The sequence below is a fragment of the Gelatiniphilus marinus genome (assembly GCF_042684345.1).
Classification (GTDB): Bacteria; Bacteroidota; Bacteroidia; order Flavobacteriales; family Flavobacteriaceae; genus Gelatiniphilus; species Gelatiniphilus marinus.
Genome location: NZ_JBHULK010000001.1, coordinates 483,591 through 498,580, shown reverse-complemented (window position 1 = coordinate 498,580; position 14,990 = coordinate 483,591). Strand labels below are relative to the sequence as shown.

The following is a 14,990-nucleotide window of genomic DNA, read 5'->3' as shown; positions in this document are numbered from 1 at the left end:
CAAACAAAGGTGAGTTTTATTTGATGGCAATATATAAAATGGATTTTTAAACAGCAATGGATTCATTCCATTTTAACGATACAAACAATACAATTGGCTGTTGCCTAAAAATATCTTTACTCAAAATTTAGGACAAAAACCCAAAACGGATTCTATCGATTAAAACACCATCAAAAAAAAAATTATACCTTTTTTTAAACACAGACAACCCCAATTGGCTTTAGCCAAACCACAACCAATAAAGTTAAAGAAAAACTAAAAGCTACACTTTGGCTGTTTTACTTTGTTATATTTGATTTTTTATCTAACAAGATAATCATGCAAAAAAACCTATCCTATTTATTTATATTTTTATTTTCTTGCTTGTTTTTACAAGCCCAAAAACCCAAAACACCCGCATCTGCAGATATTTACCAAGCCATTCAAAAGCTTAATTTTCTAGGCTCTGTTTTGTACGTGGCGGCGCATCCAGACGATGAAAATACACGACTCATTTCATACATGTCCAACCATATAAAAGCGCGAACCGGTTATTTATCGTTAACCCGAGGCGATGGCGGGCAAAACCTTATTGGCCCAGAATTACGAGAACTTTTAGGGGTTATACGAACCCAGGAGTTATTGGCTGCAAGACGTATAGATGGCGGCGAACAATTATTTACAAGAGCTAACGATTTTGGTTATTCTAAACATCCAGACGAAACCTTTAGTATATGGAACAAAAACGAAGTGTTAAGCGATGTGGTTTTAGCCATACGAAAATTTAAACCAGACATTATTATTAACAGGTTCGATCACAGAAGAACAGGCGGAACACATGGGCATCACACCGCTTCTGCCATGTTAATTATTGAGGCTTTCGATTTGGCAAACCAAAAACCTGTGTATCCAGAGCAACTAAAATACACTAGCCCCTGGCAACCCAAACGCTTATTTTACAATACCAGTTGGCGGCGTTATGGCAGCATAGAAACATTCTATAAAATAGATAAAAGCAATATGCTAAGTATTGATGTCGGCACCTATTATCCGCTTAAAGGGCTATCAAACAACGAACTTGCTGCAATGGCGAGCAGCCAACATTTATGCCAAGGTTTCGGGCGCTTATCGCAACGCGGTTCGCAGCAAGAATACATCGAGCTTATTAAAGGTAGTCCATTAACAAATAACGAAAACATCTTTGAAGGCATAGACACCACTTGGGGTCGGGTAAATGGCGGGAAAGCCATCGGAGATATTTTATATGAAATTGAAAACAACTTCAATTTTAAAAATCCATCGCAGCACATTACGCAATTACTTGAAGCTTATAAGCTGCTTCAAAACATTAACGACACCCATTGGAAAACCCAAAAAACAAAAGAGCTTAAGGCTATTATTGAAATGTGCGCCGGTTTGTATTTAGAGGTCTCGGCAGATAGCAATTGGGCAGCACCAAACGAAAACATAAACCTTAATATTGAAGTTTTAAACCGAAGTAATATTTCTATAAACTTGTTAAGTTTAAACGATGCAAACGGTTTTAGCGCAACAAAAAACATCGCATTACAAAACAATGTAAAATACAACTTTAAAGAAACTATAAAAATCAGTTCAGATGAAAAACCTTCTACACCGTATTGGCTGAGCGAAAAAGGAACTTTAGGAATGTACAAAGTTAGCAACCCAAAGCTTATTGGTTTAGCTGAAACACCCAAAGTTTATAACATTAATTTCAATCTTTCAATAAATAACGTTGCCTTAACCATTACAAAACCTATAATTCATAGGTATTCAAAACCAGAAAAAGGCGAGCTGTACAAACCTTTTGAGGTTATTGCCGAAGCATCGACAAAAATTACCGAGAAAGTCATTATTTTAAACAACAACAATCAACGTGAAATAACGGTTGTTGTTAAAGCAGGAAGAGATAATCTTGAGGGTTTTGTTGAAGTTAGCCACCCAAACGACTGGAGCATATATCCCAAAAACCAAAAAGTAAACATAAAGCACAAAGGCGAAGAGCAAAAGCTTGTTTTTAGCGTTATTCCGCCCAAAAACCAAAGTGAAGGCTACATTGCACCAATAGTTCATATAAACAACAAATCTTACACCAAAGAACACATTGAGATTGATTACGAGCACATCCCCTTTCAAACCGTTTTATTACCAAGCGAAAGCAAAATTGTACGTTTAGATATTAAAAAGAAGGGCGAAAACATTGCTTATATTCAAGGGGCCGGCGATGTGGTTCCTGAAAGTTTACAGCAAATAGGCTATAATGTATCAACTATAACACCAGAAGCTATAAATGCAGAAATGCTTAATAAATTTGATGCCATTGTTATTGGTATTAGAGCCTACAATGTACTCGATAATTTACAGTTCAAACAAAAACAACTATTCAATTTTGTTAAAAACGGCGGTAACTTGATCGTGCAATATAATACCAACCACAGGCTGCAAGTAGATAATTTAGCACCTTACCAGTTAAACCTATCGCGAGACCGAGTAACAAACGAAAATGCCACGGTTAGGTTTTTAAACCCCGACCATCCTATTCTTAATTATCCCAATAAAATAACCCAAAACGATTTTGAAGGCTGGGTACAAGAACGCGGTTTATATTTCCCAAACGCATGGGCAGATGAGTTTACCCCTATTCTTTCTATGAACGATAAGTCTGAATCGCCAAAAAACGGCAGTTTACTCGTTGCCAAATACGGCAAAGGATATTATATATATACCGGATTAAGTTTTTTTAGGGAACTTCCCGAAGGTGTTTCCGGTGCTTACCGGTTATTTGCCAATATGCTTTCTATTGGAAAAGAAGATTTAAAATTGGAAGCCAAACTAAACGATTGAATTATGACCCAAGACAAACCCAAAAAACAGCCCTGGCTTAAATTATACTCTATGGTACTAATTGCCAATGCCATTTATATTGTATTGTTTTATTTAATTATGCAAGTGTTTTAAATGCAAACATTAAACGAGATAGACTGGATCGTTTTAATAACAACATTACTTAGTATTGTGGCTTATGGCACCTGGAAAACCAAAGGCAACAAAAGCGTACAAGACTATGTAAAAGGTGGTAATACTACAAAATGGTGGACTATTGGCATATCGGTAATGGCAACACAAGCCAGCGCTATAACCTTTTTATCAACTACGGGTCAAGCGTTTTCAGATGGGATGGGATTTGTACAATTTTACTTTGGCCTGCCCATTGCCATGGTAATTATCTGTTTGGTTTTTATACCGTTGTACCACCGCTTAAAAGTTTACACTGCTTATCAGTTTTTAGAAAACCGATTCGATTTAAAAACCAGAAGCCTCACCGCTATTCTGTTTTTAATTCAACGTGGTTTAGCCGCAGGTATTACCATTTTTGCACCTGCCATTATTTTATCGGTTGTTTTGGGTTGGAACATTGTATATCTCAATATTGCCATTGGTATTTTAGTAATTATTTATACGGTTTCTGGCGGTACTAAAGCCGTTATGGTTACACAAAAGCATCAAATGTTTGTCATTTTTGCAGGTATGTTTGCAGCATTATTTATCATTTTAAATTTAATTCCAGAACAAGTTTCATTTACCAAAGCGCTAGATATTGCAGCTGCAAGCGGGCGAATGGAAATATTGGATTTCTCGTTCGATTTAGAAAACCGATACACCGTTTGGTCTGGATTAATTGGCGGAGCTTTTCTTGCTTTGGCATATTTTGGAACAGACCAAAGTCAAGTACAACGCTACCTTTCCGGTAAATCGATGAAAGAAATGCAAATGGGATTAATTTTTAACGGGCTATTAAAAGTACCCATGCAATTCTTCATTTTATTGGTTGGCGTAATGGTATTTGTCTTTTATCAATTCAATCCTGCACCCCTAAATTTTATCGATGCTTCTACTGAAAAGGTTTTAACTTCGGAATATGCGCAACAATATCAAAATCTTCAGCAAAAACAAAATGAACTTTTCAAAGAAAAGAAAGCATTAAGTATTCAGCTTTCTAAAACTGATGATAAAGATTTGCACGAAAAGCTTTCGGTTTTAGATAGCGTGGAAAAAAATCATCGCCTGAAATCTAAATACTTAATTAAACGCGCTATCGATACCGCTTACGCAAATAAATATGACAAATTAAACGATGAATTATTGGCCCTGGAAAACAATAAAAACAGTGAGGCTTACAAAGAGAAAAAAGAGGAATTAAGGGCGTGGTATAAAGAATCTGCAAAAGACACACAAACCAACGACAGGGATTATATGTTTATCACATTTATCCTAAAATACTTGCCCAAAGGTTTGGTTGGCTTATTGTTGGCTGTAATACTTTCTGCGGCCATGTCATCAACAGCATCAGAGATAAACGCTTTGGCAACCATTACTTCCATAGATTTATACGGTAGAAATTTAAAAGAAAAAAAAGACGAAAACCACATGGTTAAAATTACAAAACTATTCACCCTACTTTGGGGAAGTATAGCAATAATTATAGCATGTTTCGCAAATCTTGCCGAAAACTTAATACAGCTCGTAAACATTATCGGGTCTATTTTTTATGGTAATGTTTTGGGTATTTTCCTATTGGCGTTTTTCTTTAAATTCATTAAGGCCAATGCGGTTTTTATTGCAGCAATAATCACACAGGTAATTGTAATAATTGGTTGGTGGTTTGATTGGATGCCTTATTTATGGCTCAACTTATTTGGCTGTGTTTTAGTAATTTTAATTGCTATTTTAATCCAAGTTTCACATAAGAATAATGACGAAATCAACAACGAAAAAAACCATTAATTGGGGCATTATAGGCTTAGGCAATATTGCCAATAAATTTGCCCAGGATTTGTTAACTGTTGAAAACGCTAAACTTTATGCCGTGGCTTCGCGATCAAAAGATAAAGCCAACGCATTTGCTGAAAAATATAATGCAATAAAAGCATACAGTAATTATGAGGCTTTAGCTAAAGACTCGAATATAGATGCGGTTTACATTGCAACACCTCATGTTTTCCATAAAGAAAATACACTTTTATGTTTAGAAAACGGAATTGCCGTTTTGTGCGAAAAACCTTTTGCTATGCATGCCGAACAAGTGGAAGAAATGATAACAAAAGCCAAAGAAAAAAACCTGCTGTTAATGGAAGCACTTTGGACCTATTTTTTACCACATTATCAATTTGTACTTAATGAATTAGCAAACAAAACATACGGTAACATTTTAAAACTGGAAGCCGATTTTGGGTTTAAATCCAATCACAGTAAAACCTCTCGTGTTTGGGACAAATCTTTAGGCGGCGGTAGTTTATTAGACATTGGCATATACCCTATCTTTGCGGCACTATCTACTTTAGGAAAACCAAAACATATAAAAGCTCAAGCTACGTTTGCCGACACCGAAGTTGACTCTAGTTGCGACATTGAATTTAATTACAATAAAAATGTTACGGCCATTTTAAAAAGCTCTTTTTTAGAAGACACGCCCACTAAAGCTATTTTTTATTGTGAAAACGGAACGATTAAAATCAACACACAATTTCATTGTCCGACCACAGTTACCATAACCGATTTAAACAGCGAAGAAAAAACGATTGGTTTTAATTACAAAACCATTGGCTACAACTACGAAATTGAACATTTTAACAGTCTTCTTCGTAATAGAAAAACAGAAAGCGACATCATGACTTTTGCCTTTAGCAAGCAGCTTATTAAAACTTTAGATGACGTTAGAAACCTAATAAATCTTCATTACTAACAACTAAAAAGACTGGTTATTATTACTTTAAGTTAATTTTATTTGTCTATATGTAAAGTTTGTTTTACTTTTGATTTTATCAATCATATAAATCAAATTAAAACGAACAGTTATGAAATGCCCTATAATAATTTAAAAAAAATAAAAGAAATTTTAAAAGGCATCGCATCTGACAAAATTATTAACATTAAAAAACTAACAGATGAAAACAAATTATTTATTACCAAACAAGTTTAAAATTTACGGATGGATTCTTTTAGGCATTGGCATTATTCTCGGAATATATCTAAAATCAAAGGACTTTGAAACTAATATACTTGTTACTAATGTTATTTCCGCTTTACATGAAAACAATTTTTTATACCCAGAAAAAGGATACTCATATTTTAAGGTAATAGAGAATGACATTATAGATGAAATATGTGCTTTACTTATAATTATTGGGGGAATATTGGTTGGTTTTTCTAAAGAAAAAATTGAAGATGAGTATATTTATAAGCTCAGAAAGGACTCTCTGGTTTGGGCAATAATAACCAATTACATTATTTTAATGTTAACAATTATTTTTGTCTATAATTTTACTTTTTTTGACGTGTTGGTCTTTAACATGTTTACACCATTACTATTCTTTATAATCCGCTTCAACTTTTTAAAACTAAAATCGAGGAGCCATGAAGAATAATATAAAAGTACAGCGCGCCATACACGATTTAACCCAAGCCGATTTAGCTAAAAAAATTGGCGTGAGCAGACAAACCATTAACGCTATGGAAAAGAATAAATATGTACCATCAACCGTGTTGTCTCTTAAAATAGCAAGGCTTTTTAAAAAACCAGTTGAAGACATTTTCTTTTTGGAAGACAACGACTAACAACCTATAAAACTACTTTAGCAAACACACGCGTTAACGATTGCAGCGACATCCTTTTTTGAAAGAAGGAAAACGCACTTTGTTTGAGCTATGATTTAACAGGTAGCCACGTCTGTTCCTCTTTGCTGTAACGCAAAAAAGATATAGCGGAAAGCGTGTTAAAACGCCCAAAAAATTAAGCATAAAAAAAGCGCAACTTAAACCGTTGCGCTTTTATATTTTTTTAGTAAATCTGATAGGTTTAATTTACATCGCACCCCATTCAGCAAGCGATTCTTTGTTCATTTTAACATAGTCGTCGTTTCCAGCTTTTTCGGCACCAGCCAAGGATTTTTTTGCTGCAGCAATGGCACCGGCTTTATCGCCAGCCTTTGCATGAATTAAAGATTGTTGTCTTAAATACCAAAAACGGGGTTTGTCTTTGGTCATTTCAACCGCTTTGCCAATCCACTTTTTGGCTTTTTCAATATCTTTTCCTTCCTGTAAGTAGTAAACGGCAGCCGAAAAATAATCGTTTGCACCAGGGCCAGACATCACTTTTTCAATGCTTGCAGTTACCGCTTTATCTGTTGGTACTTCAAATTTAACGCCAACATAAACATTTTCCCAAAGTATGCCCAAAACCGCCGAATCGTTTTTAAGATCATCAAAAGTCATGGTAAACGATTCTATTTTCATTGGCATTTCGTAAACTTTTGCACTTACTTTTGCGGCTACTTTGGCATCGTCCCAATTTCTTGGTGTACCCCAATTATTGGCATCGGCATAAAAAATTACTTCCCAGTCTGTTTTTCCTGGTTTCGAGTAAATAGCATACTCGCCAGCTTTAACGGTTGTTCCATTAATTAGCACATCATCAGAAAAGGTAATTTTTGTATTGGCATTGGCACCTGTTCGCCATAGTTTATTGTAAGGTACCAAATCGCCAAAAATAGTGCGATCTCGCATTGCAGGGCGCGAATATTCTAAGGTTACATCGGTTAAACCAACCTTTTGCTCGATTTTAGAAAACGGACTCGGTTGTGGTGTTTTTAGTTGTGCTTTTACCGTATAAACCATAGTAAAGGCCATTAAAAATAATAGTAATTGTTTCATTTTAAGGTTATTTTAGTTAAAATTATACATGTTTGCTAGTTTATAAAATTAAGTAATACGGCTTCTTTTTATTGTTAACAAAAACATAAAAAAGCCAAAAACCATTTACAACAAAGGGTTGATTAAATTTTGTTTAACTTTTTAGTTTATTTATTAAACATTTTGTATCTTTGTTTAAATTCTATTCGATTATGGCAAAGCAAAAAAAATTAACAAAAGACAACATTATTAATTATTACATGGATTATGTTTTAGAGCATGAGAAAAATCCAAGTTCGGTTTATGCTTTTTCGAAGGTGAATAATTTTGAGGAATCGAAGTTCTACGAACATTTCGCAACTTTCGAAGCTATTGAAAAAAGTGTTTTTGAAGCGTTCTTTACAAATACCGTTAACGTATTAAACAAGAGCGAAGATTACGGTTCCTTTGATGCAAGAAACAAGTTTTTGAGCTTTTATTACACGTTTTTCGAAAACCTTACAGCCAACAGAAGTTATGTGAGCCATATACTAAATAAATATAAAAACGACTTAAAAAGTTTAAAAATACTGGCTGGGTTAAAACAGCATTTTACCAACTATGTTTCACATTTAGGTATAGAGACCTTGGACTTAAAAAACGAAAAGCTTGAAAGAATACAAGACAAAACCCTAAAAGAATCTGCATGGTTACAGTTGCTAATTACCATTAAATTTTGGTTAGACGATACTTCGGCCTCTTTTGAGAAAACCGATATTTTTATCGAAAAATCTGTAAATACCACTTTTGATGTGCTTGATGTGGCTCCCGTTAAAAGTGTAATAGATTTAGGTAAATTCCTTTTTAAAGAAAAATTCCAAATGAATTAACAACGATATGAAAACCATAGACAGCATTCCAACCTCTAAAATACAACGTGCCACCAAACTGGTATCTACAGGTGCAAAAGTTGGTGTAAACTACCTAAAATATTATGGCGATAAATTGGTAAATACTGAGGCCGATGCCAAAGAACGCCTTAACAAAAATAATGCAGCAGACATTTACGATGGCCTAAAGCAACTTAAAGGTAGTGCACTTAAAGTAGCGCAAATGCTTAGCATGGAAAAAAGCATATTGCCACAGGCCTATGTAGAAAAATTCTCTTTGGCCCAATTCTCGGTACCGCCTTTATCGCCGCCATTGGTAATAAAAACCTTTAAAAAATATTTTGGCAAATCGCCACACGATATATTTGATACTTTTAACGCAACTTCTGTAAATGCTGCCAGCATTGGTCAAGTGCATATAGCAGAAAAAAAAGGGAAAAAACTTGCTGTGAAAATCCAATATCCAGGAGTTGCAGAAAGTATCGCATCAGATTTGGCCATGGTTAAACCCATTGCCATGAGCATGTTCAACATTAAAGGGAAAGATTCAGATAAATACTTTAAGGAAGTTGAAAACAAGTTGGTTGAAGAAACCAATTATATTTTGGAAATGAAGCAAAGCCAAGATATTACCAAAGATTGTGCTCACATTCCAAATTTAGTATTTCCAAAATATTACGAGAAATACTCTTCTGAACGCATAATAACTATGGATTACATGCACGGTGAGCACCTTTCGGAGTTCACGGCGCACAATACCAATTCTAAAAAATCTAATAAAATAGGGCAAGCGCTATGGGATTTCTACATGTTTCAAATTCATAATTTAAAAAAAGTACATGCAGATCCACACCCTGGAAACTTTTTAGTAAATAAAGATGCACAGTTAATTGCACTCGATTTTGGGTGTATGAAAACCATTCCTGTAGAGTTTTATGTACCCTATTTTGAATTAGCAAAACCTGAAAACATCAGTAACAAAAATTACTTTGTTGATAAATTATACCAACTCGAAATATTAAGAGAAGACGACACCAAAGAAGAATTAGACTTTTTTACAGAAATGTTCCATGAGATGCTTAGCTTGTTCACACAGCCTTTTCATAACGATACATTCGATTTCTCTGATGCAGATTTCTTTGCAAAGATAGCAGCATTGGGAGAACGCTATTCAAAAAATACCGACTTGAAAAAGATGAACGGCAACCGAGGTTCTAAACATTTTATTTACATTAACAGAACCTTTTTTGGTCTTTACAACCTCATGTTCGATTTAAAAGCAAAAAACATCAAAATAAATAATTATTTACAATTATAATGGCTTATTTGAACGAAAATGACATTGAAAAACTAGATCATATTTATAAAATAAACCTAATTAACAGTTGCTCTGGTTACAAATCGGCTAACCTTATTGGCACTAAGAGTAACGATGGTATAGAAAACGTAGCGGTTTTTAGCTCTGTAACGCACTTAGGCTCTAGCCCAGCGATGCTTGGTTTTTTTTTACGGCCAACAACGGTTATTAGAAACACTTACCAAAACATAAAAGCCACAAAGTATTTTACCATAAACCACATTCATAAAAGCATATTGCAAGACGCCCACCACACATCTGCTAAATACAATGCCTCTGTTTCAGAGTTTGATGCTACCAAACTAAACCCCGAATATAAATCTGGTTTTTATGCGCCTTTTGTAAAAAACGCTCCTATTCAATTAGCTATGCAATTTGTTGAAGAATACAATATTAAAGCTAACAATACCATATTTGTTTTAGGAAAAATAACAGGAATCTACCTTAACGACAGTCTTATTGAAAAAGATGGATTTATAAACCTTTCCAAAGCTAAAGTTGCCACCATAAACGGTTTAGATGGATATGCTGTACCAGAAAACAAAATACGCTTTGGCTATCAAAGACCCAAGGATTTGAAAGTTTGAAGTTGAAAACAAACAGTTTAAACTTCCAACTTAATCCATATAAAACAAAAAACATGAAAATCCTCGTTACAGGTGCCACAGGATATATTGGCAAAAGGCTTATACCTTTATTAATACACGAAGGGCATCAAGTAATATGTTGTGTTAGAGATAAACTTAGAGCCGACGAAAATTACAAAAGCGAAGCTCTTATAGATGTTATTGAAGCCGATTTTTTAAAACCAGATACACTAAAAAACATACCAAAAGGTATAGATGTGGCATATTATTTAATACACTCCATGTCTAACTCATCAAAAAAATTTAAATCTCTTGAAGAACAATGTGCCATCAATTTTAAAAATGCACTTGAAAACACAAACGTTAAGCAAGTTATTTATTTAAGCGGAATTACAAACGAAGAAAAACTCTCAAAGCATTTACAATCTAGAAAAAATGTTGAAGATATTCTAGAATCAAAAAATTATGCAATTACAGTTTTTAGAGCAGGTATTATAGTTGGCTCTGGAAGCTCTTCATTTGAAATCATAAGAGATCTAGTAGAAAAACTACCCTTTATGATTGCTCCTAAATGGCTAAACACCAAAACACAGCCTATAGCAGTTAGAGACGTTTTGGCTTTTTTATTAAGAGCAGCAGCAAACGAAACCGTTTTTAACAAAACCTATGATGTTTTCGGTCCAGAAATCATAACATATAAAGAAATGCTATTACAGTTTGCTGAAGTTAGAGAACTGAAACGCTATATTTTGACAGTTCCAGTAATGACGCCAAAGTTATCATCATATTGGTTGTATTTTGTAACCTCGACCTCGTATAAACTCGCTACTTCTTTAGTTGACAGCATGGGAGTTCAAATTATAGGTAAACCCAGTAATATCAATAAAATAATAAAGGTAAACCCGCTAACCTATAAACAAGCAGTAGCACTTGCATTTGAGAAAATCGAGCAAAACAGCATCATTTCCAGTTGGAAAGACTCAATGGTTAGCAGTGGCAGATTACGCAACCATTTGCACAAATACGTTAATGTACCAAAATACGGCTGTTTTAAAGATTACAAAGAACGTCCTGTAAAAAACACTAAAAAAACAATCGATAAAATATGGGCAATTGGAGGTAAAAACGGCTGGTACTACGGCTCTTTTTTATGGCGAATTAGAGGATATATCGACAAAGCTTTCGGAGGCATAGGATTACGCAGAGGGCGAACCAACCCAACCGAATTGCACGCTGGCGATGCCCTGGATTTTTGGCGCGTTATTTTTGCAGACAAAGCACAACAAAAACTATTGCTTTACGCAGAAATGAGGCTACCCGGTGAAGCATGGCTAGAATTTAAAATTGAAAATAACATTTTAAAACAAACGGCCACTTTTAGACCGCGTGGTCTTTGGGGAAGAATTTACTGGTACACCGTGCTTCCATTCCACGGCTTTATTTTTAAAGGTATGGTTAATAGGTTGGCCAATGCTTAAACACCGCAAACCACACTTGCCACAAAAAATTTGTCTGGTGTGCAACTTACCATTCAATTGGCGAAAAAAGTGGAAAAAAAACTGGGATCATGTAAAATATTGTAGCGAAAAATGCAGAAGAAACAAAATACAATAGGACTCGTTTGGTTTAGAAACAATTTAAGAGTAAAAGACAATAAGGTATTGAATTTAGCTATTAACGAAAACAAAAATGTAATAGCATGCTATTGTTTTGATCCTAAACACTTTAAAGTTTCTAATTTTGGATTTAAAAAAACAGGGAAGTTTAGAGCTAAGTTTTTAATTGAATCCATCGAAAATTTAAGAACTAATCTTAAAACCTTAAATATTGAATTGTTTGTTTATTACGAAAAACCCGAAACTTCCATTAAACAATTAGTAAGCACGCACAGTATAAATTCAATATACTTACAAAAAGAATGGACAAGCGAAGAAAATGAAACCTTAAACAAAGTAAAAAAACAGCTAAATAACAGTGTTGGATTTATAGAAATTTACGACCAGTTTTTATATCATCCGGAAGACATCAAAATAAATGTTTCAGAAATACCGCAAGTATTTACAAATTTTAGAAAAAAAGTTGAAAAACACAGTCTAATTAAACCCATCTCACATCATCATTCCATAGAAAAAAAAGAGATTATTAACAGCACCAAAATCCCTACGCTTGAAGAATTAGGTTATAACAATTTCAACACACATATAAACTCTGCTTTTCCATTTAAAGGGGGCGAAAATTCAGCTTTAAATCGATTAGAAGATTACTTTTTTAAAACTAAAAAACTTGGTTTCTATAAAAAAACAAGAAACGGATTATTAGGTACAGACTACAGCTCAAAATTCTCGCCATGGCTTGCGAATGGTAGTATTTCTGCGAGAACCATTTACTGGAAAGTAAAAGAATTTGAAAAACTACATTATAAAAACGACTCAACATATTGGTTAATTTTCGAGCTTATCTGGAGAGATTATTTTAAGTACATCGCGTTAAAACATCAAAATAATATTTTTAAAATTGGTGGCATTTTAAAAAAAGATTACGATTGGAAATATGATGCATCCTTATTGCAAAAGTGGATAAACGGAGACACAAAATCTGCGTTTGTTAACGCCAATATGTTAGAATTAAAAAAAACGGGATGGATGAGCAACCGAGGGCGACAAAATGTAGCGTCTTTTTTTGCAAAAGATTTATTGCTTGATTGGAGAATTGGTGCTACCTATTTTGAATCTATGCTTATTGATTATGATGTGCATAGCAATTATGGCAATTGGATGTATGTTGCTGGTGTAGGAAACGACCCGAGAGACCGAAAATTTAATGTCGATTTACAAGCAAAACGTTACGATGCCAATTATAAATACAGAAACACTTGGTTACAAAACACCTTATTTTAAATGAAAACACTGCGACTTATATTAGGCGATCAGCTAACATAAAACACAGTTGGTTTAAAAAAACCAACGATAAAGTTGTGTATTGCATTTTCGAAATGCGCCAAGAAACCGATTATGTAAAACATCATACTCAAAAAGTAATTGGCTTTTTTGCTGCTATGCGACAGTTTGCCGAAGATTTAAAAAAACAAGGTCATCACGTTGAATATTTTAAAATAAATGATAAAAACAACGCACAGCATTTAGCTAAAAATCTTTCAGAATTAATTGAAGTACATCATGTAAAAAGTTTTGAATATATCCTGCCAGACGAATATCGACTAGACAAACAACTCCGGGAATTTTGTGAGGCTTTAACTATTGAAACCAAATCAATTTCAGCAGAGCATTTTTATACAAAAAGGGATGATTTAGCAATATTCTTTAAAGGCAAAAAGCAATATCTCATGGAAAATTTCTACAGAGCTATGCGCAAAAAACACGATATTTTAATGGTTGGCAACCAGCCCGAAGGGGGCAAATGGAATTACGACAAAAGCAACAGAAATAAGTGGAAAGGTGATGATGAAATTCCGAATTACAAACTTTTTAAAAATGATGTATCCGAAATTGTTGAGGATATAAAAACGGCAAAGATTGAAACCATTGGCAACTTTGAAACCAAAACTTTTTTATACCCCATTTCAAGACCCCAAGCCCTAGAGCAACTTAAATACTTTTGCGAGCACTTATTAATACATTTTGGAGATTATCAAGATGCCATGCACACCAACGAAACTTACCTGTTTCATTCTAGATTATCGTTCGCCTTGAACATCAAGCTCATTTCTCCCAAAGATGTTGTAAACACCGTACTAAATTACTACAGAAAGCACGGTAAAAACATAGACATTTCGCAGGTAGAGGGTTTTATTAGGCAAATAATTGGTTGGCGCGAGTATATGCGTGGTATGTATTGGGCATTTATGCCCGAATACAAAACAGAAAACAAACTTAAAAACCACAACCAACTAGCCCATTTTTTCTGGACAGGAAATACTAAAATGAATTGCCTAAAACACGCCATAAACAACTCGTTACAACATGGGTATGCCCACCACATTCAACGATTAATGGTTACGGGCAATTATGCGCTGTTAACCCAAACCAATCCAAACCAAGTAGATAACTGGTACCTAGGCATATACATAGATGCCCTAGAGTGGGTACAACTACCAAACACCCGTGGCATGAGCCAATTTGCAGATGGCGGTAAAATTGCCACTAAACCATACGTCTCTTCAGGCTCTTACATTAACAAAATGAGTAATTACTGCGAATCTTGCCACTACAACAAAAACAAAAAACTTGAAGCCGACGCTTGCCCTTTTAACAGTTTATACTGGAATTTTTTAGATGAAAAAAGAAAACATCTGGCTAACAATTATAGAATGAAAATGATGTATAAACTTTTGGATAAAATACCAGATTCCGAACTTAAGGAATTAAAGAAAAAAGCCCAACACATTATAGAAAATCAAGACCAATATTAAACACATCCAGTAAAAATAAGGCTACCATAGATTTTACAAATAGCGCTATAACTTTTTTT

Annotated in this window: 12 protein-coding genes and 1 pseudogene; 12 read left to right on the top strand and 1 reads right to left on the bottom strand. The window is 34.3% G+C overall.

Annotation, left to right across the window (positions count from 1 at the left end):
- Positions 1-318: 318 nt before the first annotated feature.
- The 5 genes from ACFSQS_RS02165 (at position 319) to ACFSQS_RS02145 (ending at position 6,615) form a co-directional block, all read left to right on the top strand.
- On the top strand, positions 319-2,844 hold the full coding sequence (locus ACFSQS_RS02165) for a PIG-L family deacetylase (protein ID WP_388013376.1): 2,526 nt from the start codon (positions 319-321) through the stop codon (positions 2,842-2,844).
- A gap of 114 nt (positions 2,845-2,958) precedes the next feature.
- Complete coding sequence (locus tag ACFSQS_RS02160; RefSeq protein WP_388013373.1) at positions 2,959-4,785, top strand: sodium:solute symporter; 1,827 nt, start codon at positions 2,959-2,961, stop codon at positions 4,783-4,785.
- Positions 4,754-5,743 (top strand): Gfo/Idh/MocA family protein, encoded by a 990-nt coding sequence (locus ACFSQS_RS02155; protein ID WP_388013370.1) that lies wholly within the window; start codon positions 4,754-4,756, stop codon positions 5,741-5,743. Before ACFSQS_RS02160 ends, ACFSQS_RS02155 begins: the two co-directional genes overlap by 32 nt.
- Positions 5,744-5,945: 202 nt before the next feature.
- Positions 5,946-6,425: a hypothetical protein gene (locus ACFSQS_RS02150; protein WP_388013367.1), complete on the top strand. Its 480-nt coding sequence runs from the start codon at positions 5,946-5,948 to the stop codon at positions 6,423-6,425.
- On the top strand, positions 6,415-6,615 hold the full coding sequence (locus ACFSQS_RS02145) for a helix-turn-helix transcriptional regulator (protein WP_388013364.1): 201 nt from the start codon (positions 6,415-6,417) through the stop codon (positions 6,613-6,615). The genes ACFSQS_RS02150 and ACFSQS_RS02145 overlap by 11 nt, the downstream gene beginning before the upstream one ends.
- 246 nt (positions 6,616-6,861) lie before the next feature.
- Here the strand turns inward: ACFSQS_RS02145 and ACFSQS_RS02140 are convergent, their stop codons facing one another.
- Entirely contained in the window at positions 6,862-7,710 is an 849-nt protein-coding gene (locus ACFSQS_RS02140; protein ID WP_388013361.1) for a DUF2911 domain-containing protein, read from the bottom strand.
- 191 nt (positions 7,711-7,901) lie between these two features.
- On the opposite strand from ACFSQS_RS02140, the gene ACFSQS_RS02135 reads away from it, so the two are divergent.
- The 7 genes and pseudogenes from ACFSQS_RS02135 (at position 7,902) to ACFSQS_RS02105 (ending at position 14,931) form a co-directional block, all read left to right on the top strand.
- On the top strand, positions 7,902-8,558 hold the full coding sequence (locus tag ACFSQS_RS02135) for a TetR family transcriptional regulator C-terminal domain-containing protein (protein ID WP_388013358.1): 657 nt from the start codon (positions 7,902-7,904) through the stop codon (positions 8,556-8,558).
- A gap of 7 nt (positions 8,559-8,565) precedes the next feature.
- Complete coding sequence (locus ACFSQS_RS02130; protein ID WP_388013355.1) at positions 8,566-9,876, top strand: ABC1 kinase family protein; 1,311 nt, start codon at positions 8,566-8,568, stop codon at positions 9,874-9,876.
- A complete protein-coding gene (locus tag ACFSQS_RS02125; RefSeq protein ID WP_388013352.1) occupies positions 9,876-10,502 on the top strand; it encodes a flavin reductase family protein in 627 nt (208 codons plus the stop codon). The genes ACFSQS_RS02130 and ACFSQS_RS02125 overlap by 1 nt, the downstream gene beginning before the upstream one ends.
- 53 nt (positions 10,503-10,555) lie before the next feature.
- The gene (locus ACFSQS_RS02120; RefSeq protein ID WP_388013349.1) at positions 10,556-11,980 is read left to right on the top strand and encodes an SDR family oxidoreductase; all 1,425 of its coding nucleotides are present in this window, start codon (positions 10,556-10,558) and stop codon (positions 11,978-11,980) included.
- Positions 11,973-12,116, top strand: a complete 144-nt coding sequence (locus tag ACFSQS_RS02115) for a DUF2256 domain-containing protein (RefSeq protein WP_388013346.1) — start codon at positions 11,973-11,975, stop codon at positions 12,114-12,116. Before ACFSQS_RS02120 ends, ACFSQS_RS02115 begins: the two co-directional genes overlap by 8 nt.
- Entirely contained in the window at positions 12,092-13,399 is a 1,308-nt protein-coding gene (locus tag ACFSQS_RS02110; RefSeq protein ID WP_388013343.1) for a DASH family cryptochrome, read from the top strand. The genes ACFSQS_RS02115 and ACFSQS_RS02110 overlap by 25 nt, the downstream gene beginning before the upstream one ends.
- Positions 13,400-14,931: pseudogene (locus ACFSQS_RS02105) on the top strand (cryptochrome/photolyase family protein). It abuts the gene before it with no gap.
- The last annotated feature ends 59 nt before the right edge of the window (positions 14,932-14,990 follow it).

Bases quoted from the DNA above. Each gene is read 5' to 3' on its own strand.
- ACFSQS_RS02165 (WP_388013376.1), top strand. From the start codon at position 319: ATGCAAAAAAACCTATCCTATTTATTTATATTTTTATTTTCTTGCTTG.
- ACFSQS_RS02160 (WP_388013373.1), top strand. From the start codon at position 2,959: ATGCAAACATTAAACGAGATAGACTGGATCGTTTTAATAACAACATTA.
- ACFSQS_RS02155 (WP_388013370.1), top strand. From the start codon at position 4,754: ATGACGAAATCAACAACGAAAAAAACCATTAATTGGGGCATTATAGGC.
- ACFSQS_RS02150 (WP_388013367.1), top strand. From the start codon at position 5,946: ATGAAAACAAATTATTTATTACCAAACAAGTTTAAAATTTACGGATGG.
- ACFSQS_RS02145 (WP_388013364.1), top strand. From the start codon at position 6,415: ATGAAGAATAATATAAAAGTACAGCGCGCCATACACGATTTAACCCAA.
- ACFSQS_RS02140 (WP_388013361.1), bottom strand. From the start codon at position 7,710: ATGAAACAATTACTATTATTTTTAATGGCCTTTACTATGGTTTATACG.
- ACFSQS_RS02135 (WP_388013358.1), top strand. From the start codon at position 7,902: ATGGCAAAGCAAAAAAAATTAACAAAAGACAACATTATTAATTATTAC.
- ACFSQS_RS02130 (WP_388013355.1), top strand. From the start codon at position 8,566: ATGAAAACCATAGACAGCATTCCAACCTCTAAAATACAACGTGCCACC.
- ACFSQS_RS02125 (WP_388013352.1), top strand. From the start codon at position 9,876: ATGGCTTATTTGAACGAAAATGACATTGAAAAACTAGATCATATTTAT.
- ACFSQS_RS02120 (WP_388013349.1), top strand. From the start codon at position 10,556: ATGAAAATCCTCGTTACAGGTGCCACAGGATATATTGGCAAAAGGCTT.
- ACFSQS_RS02115 (WP_388013346.1), top strand. From the start codon at position 11,973: ATGCTTAAACACCGCAAACCACACTTGCCACAAAAAATTTGTCTGGTG.
- ACFSQS_RS02110 (WP_388013343.1), top strand. From the start codon at position 12,092: ATGCAGAAGAAACAAAATACAATAGGACTCGTTTGGTTTAGAAACAAT.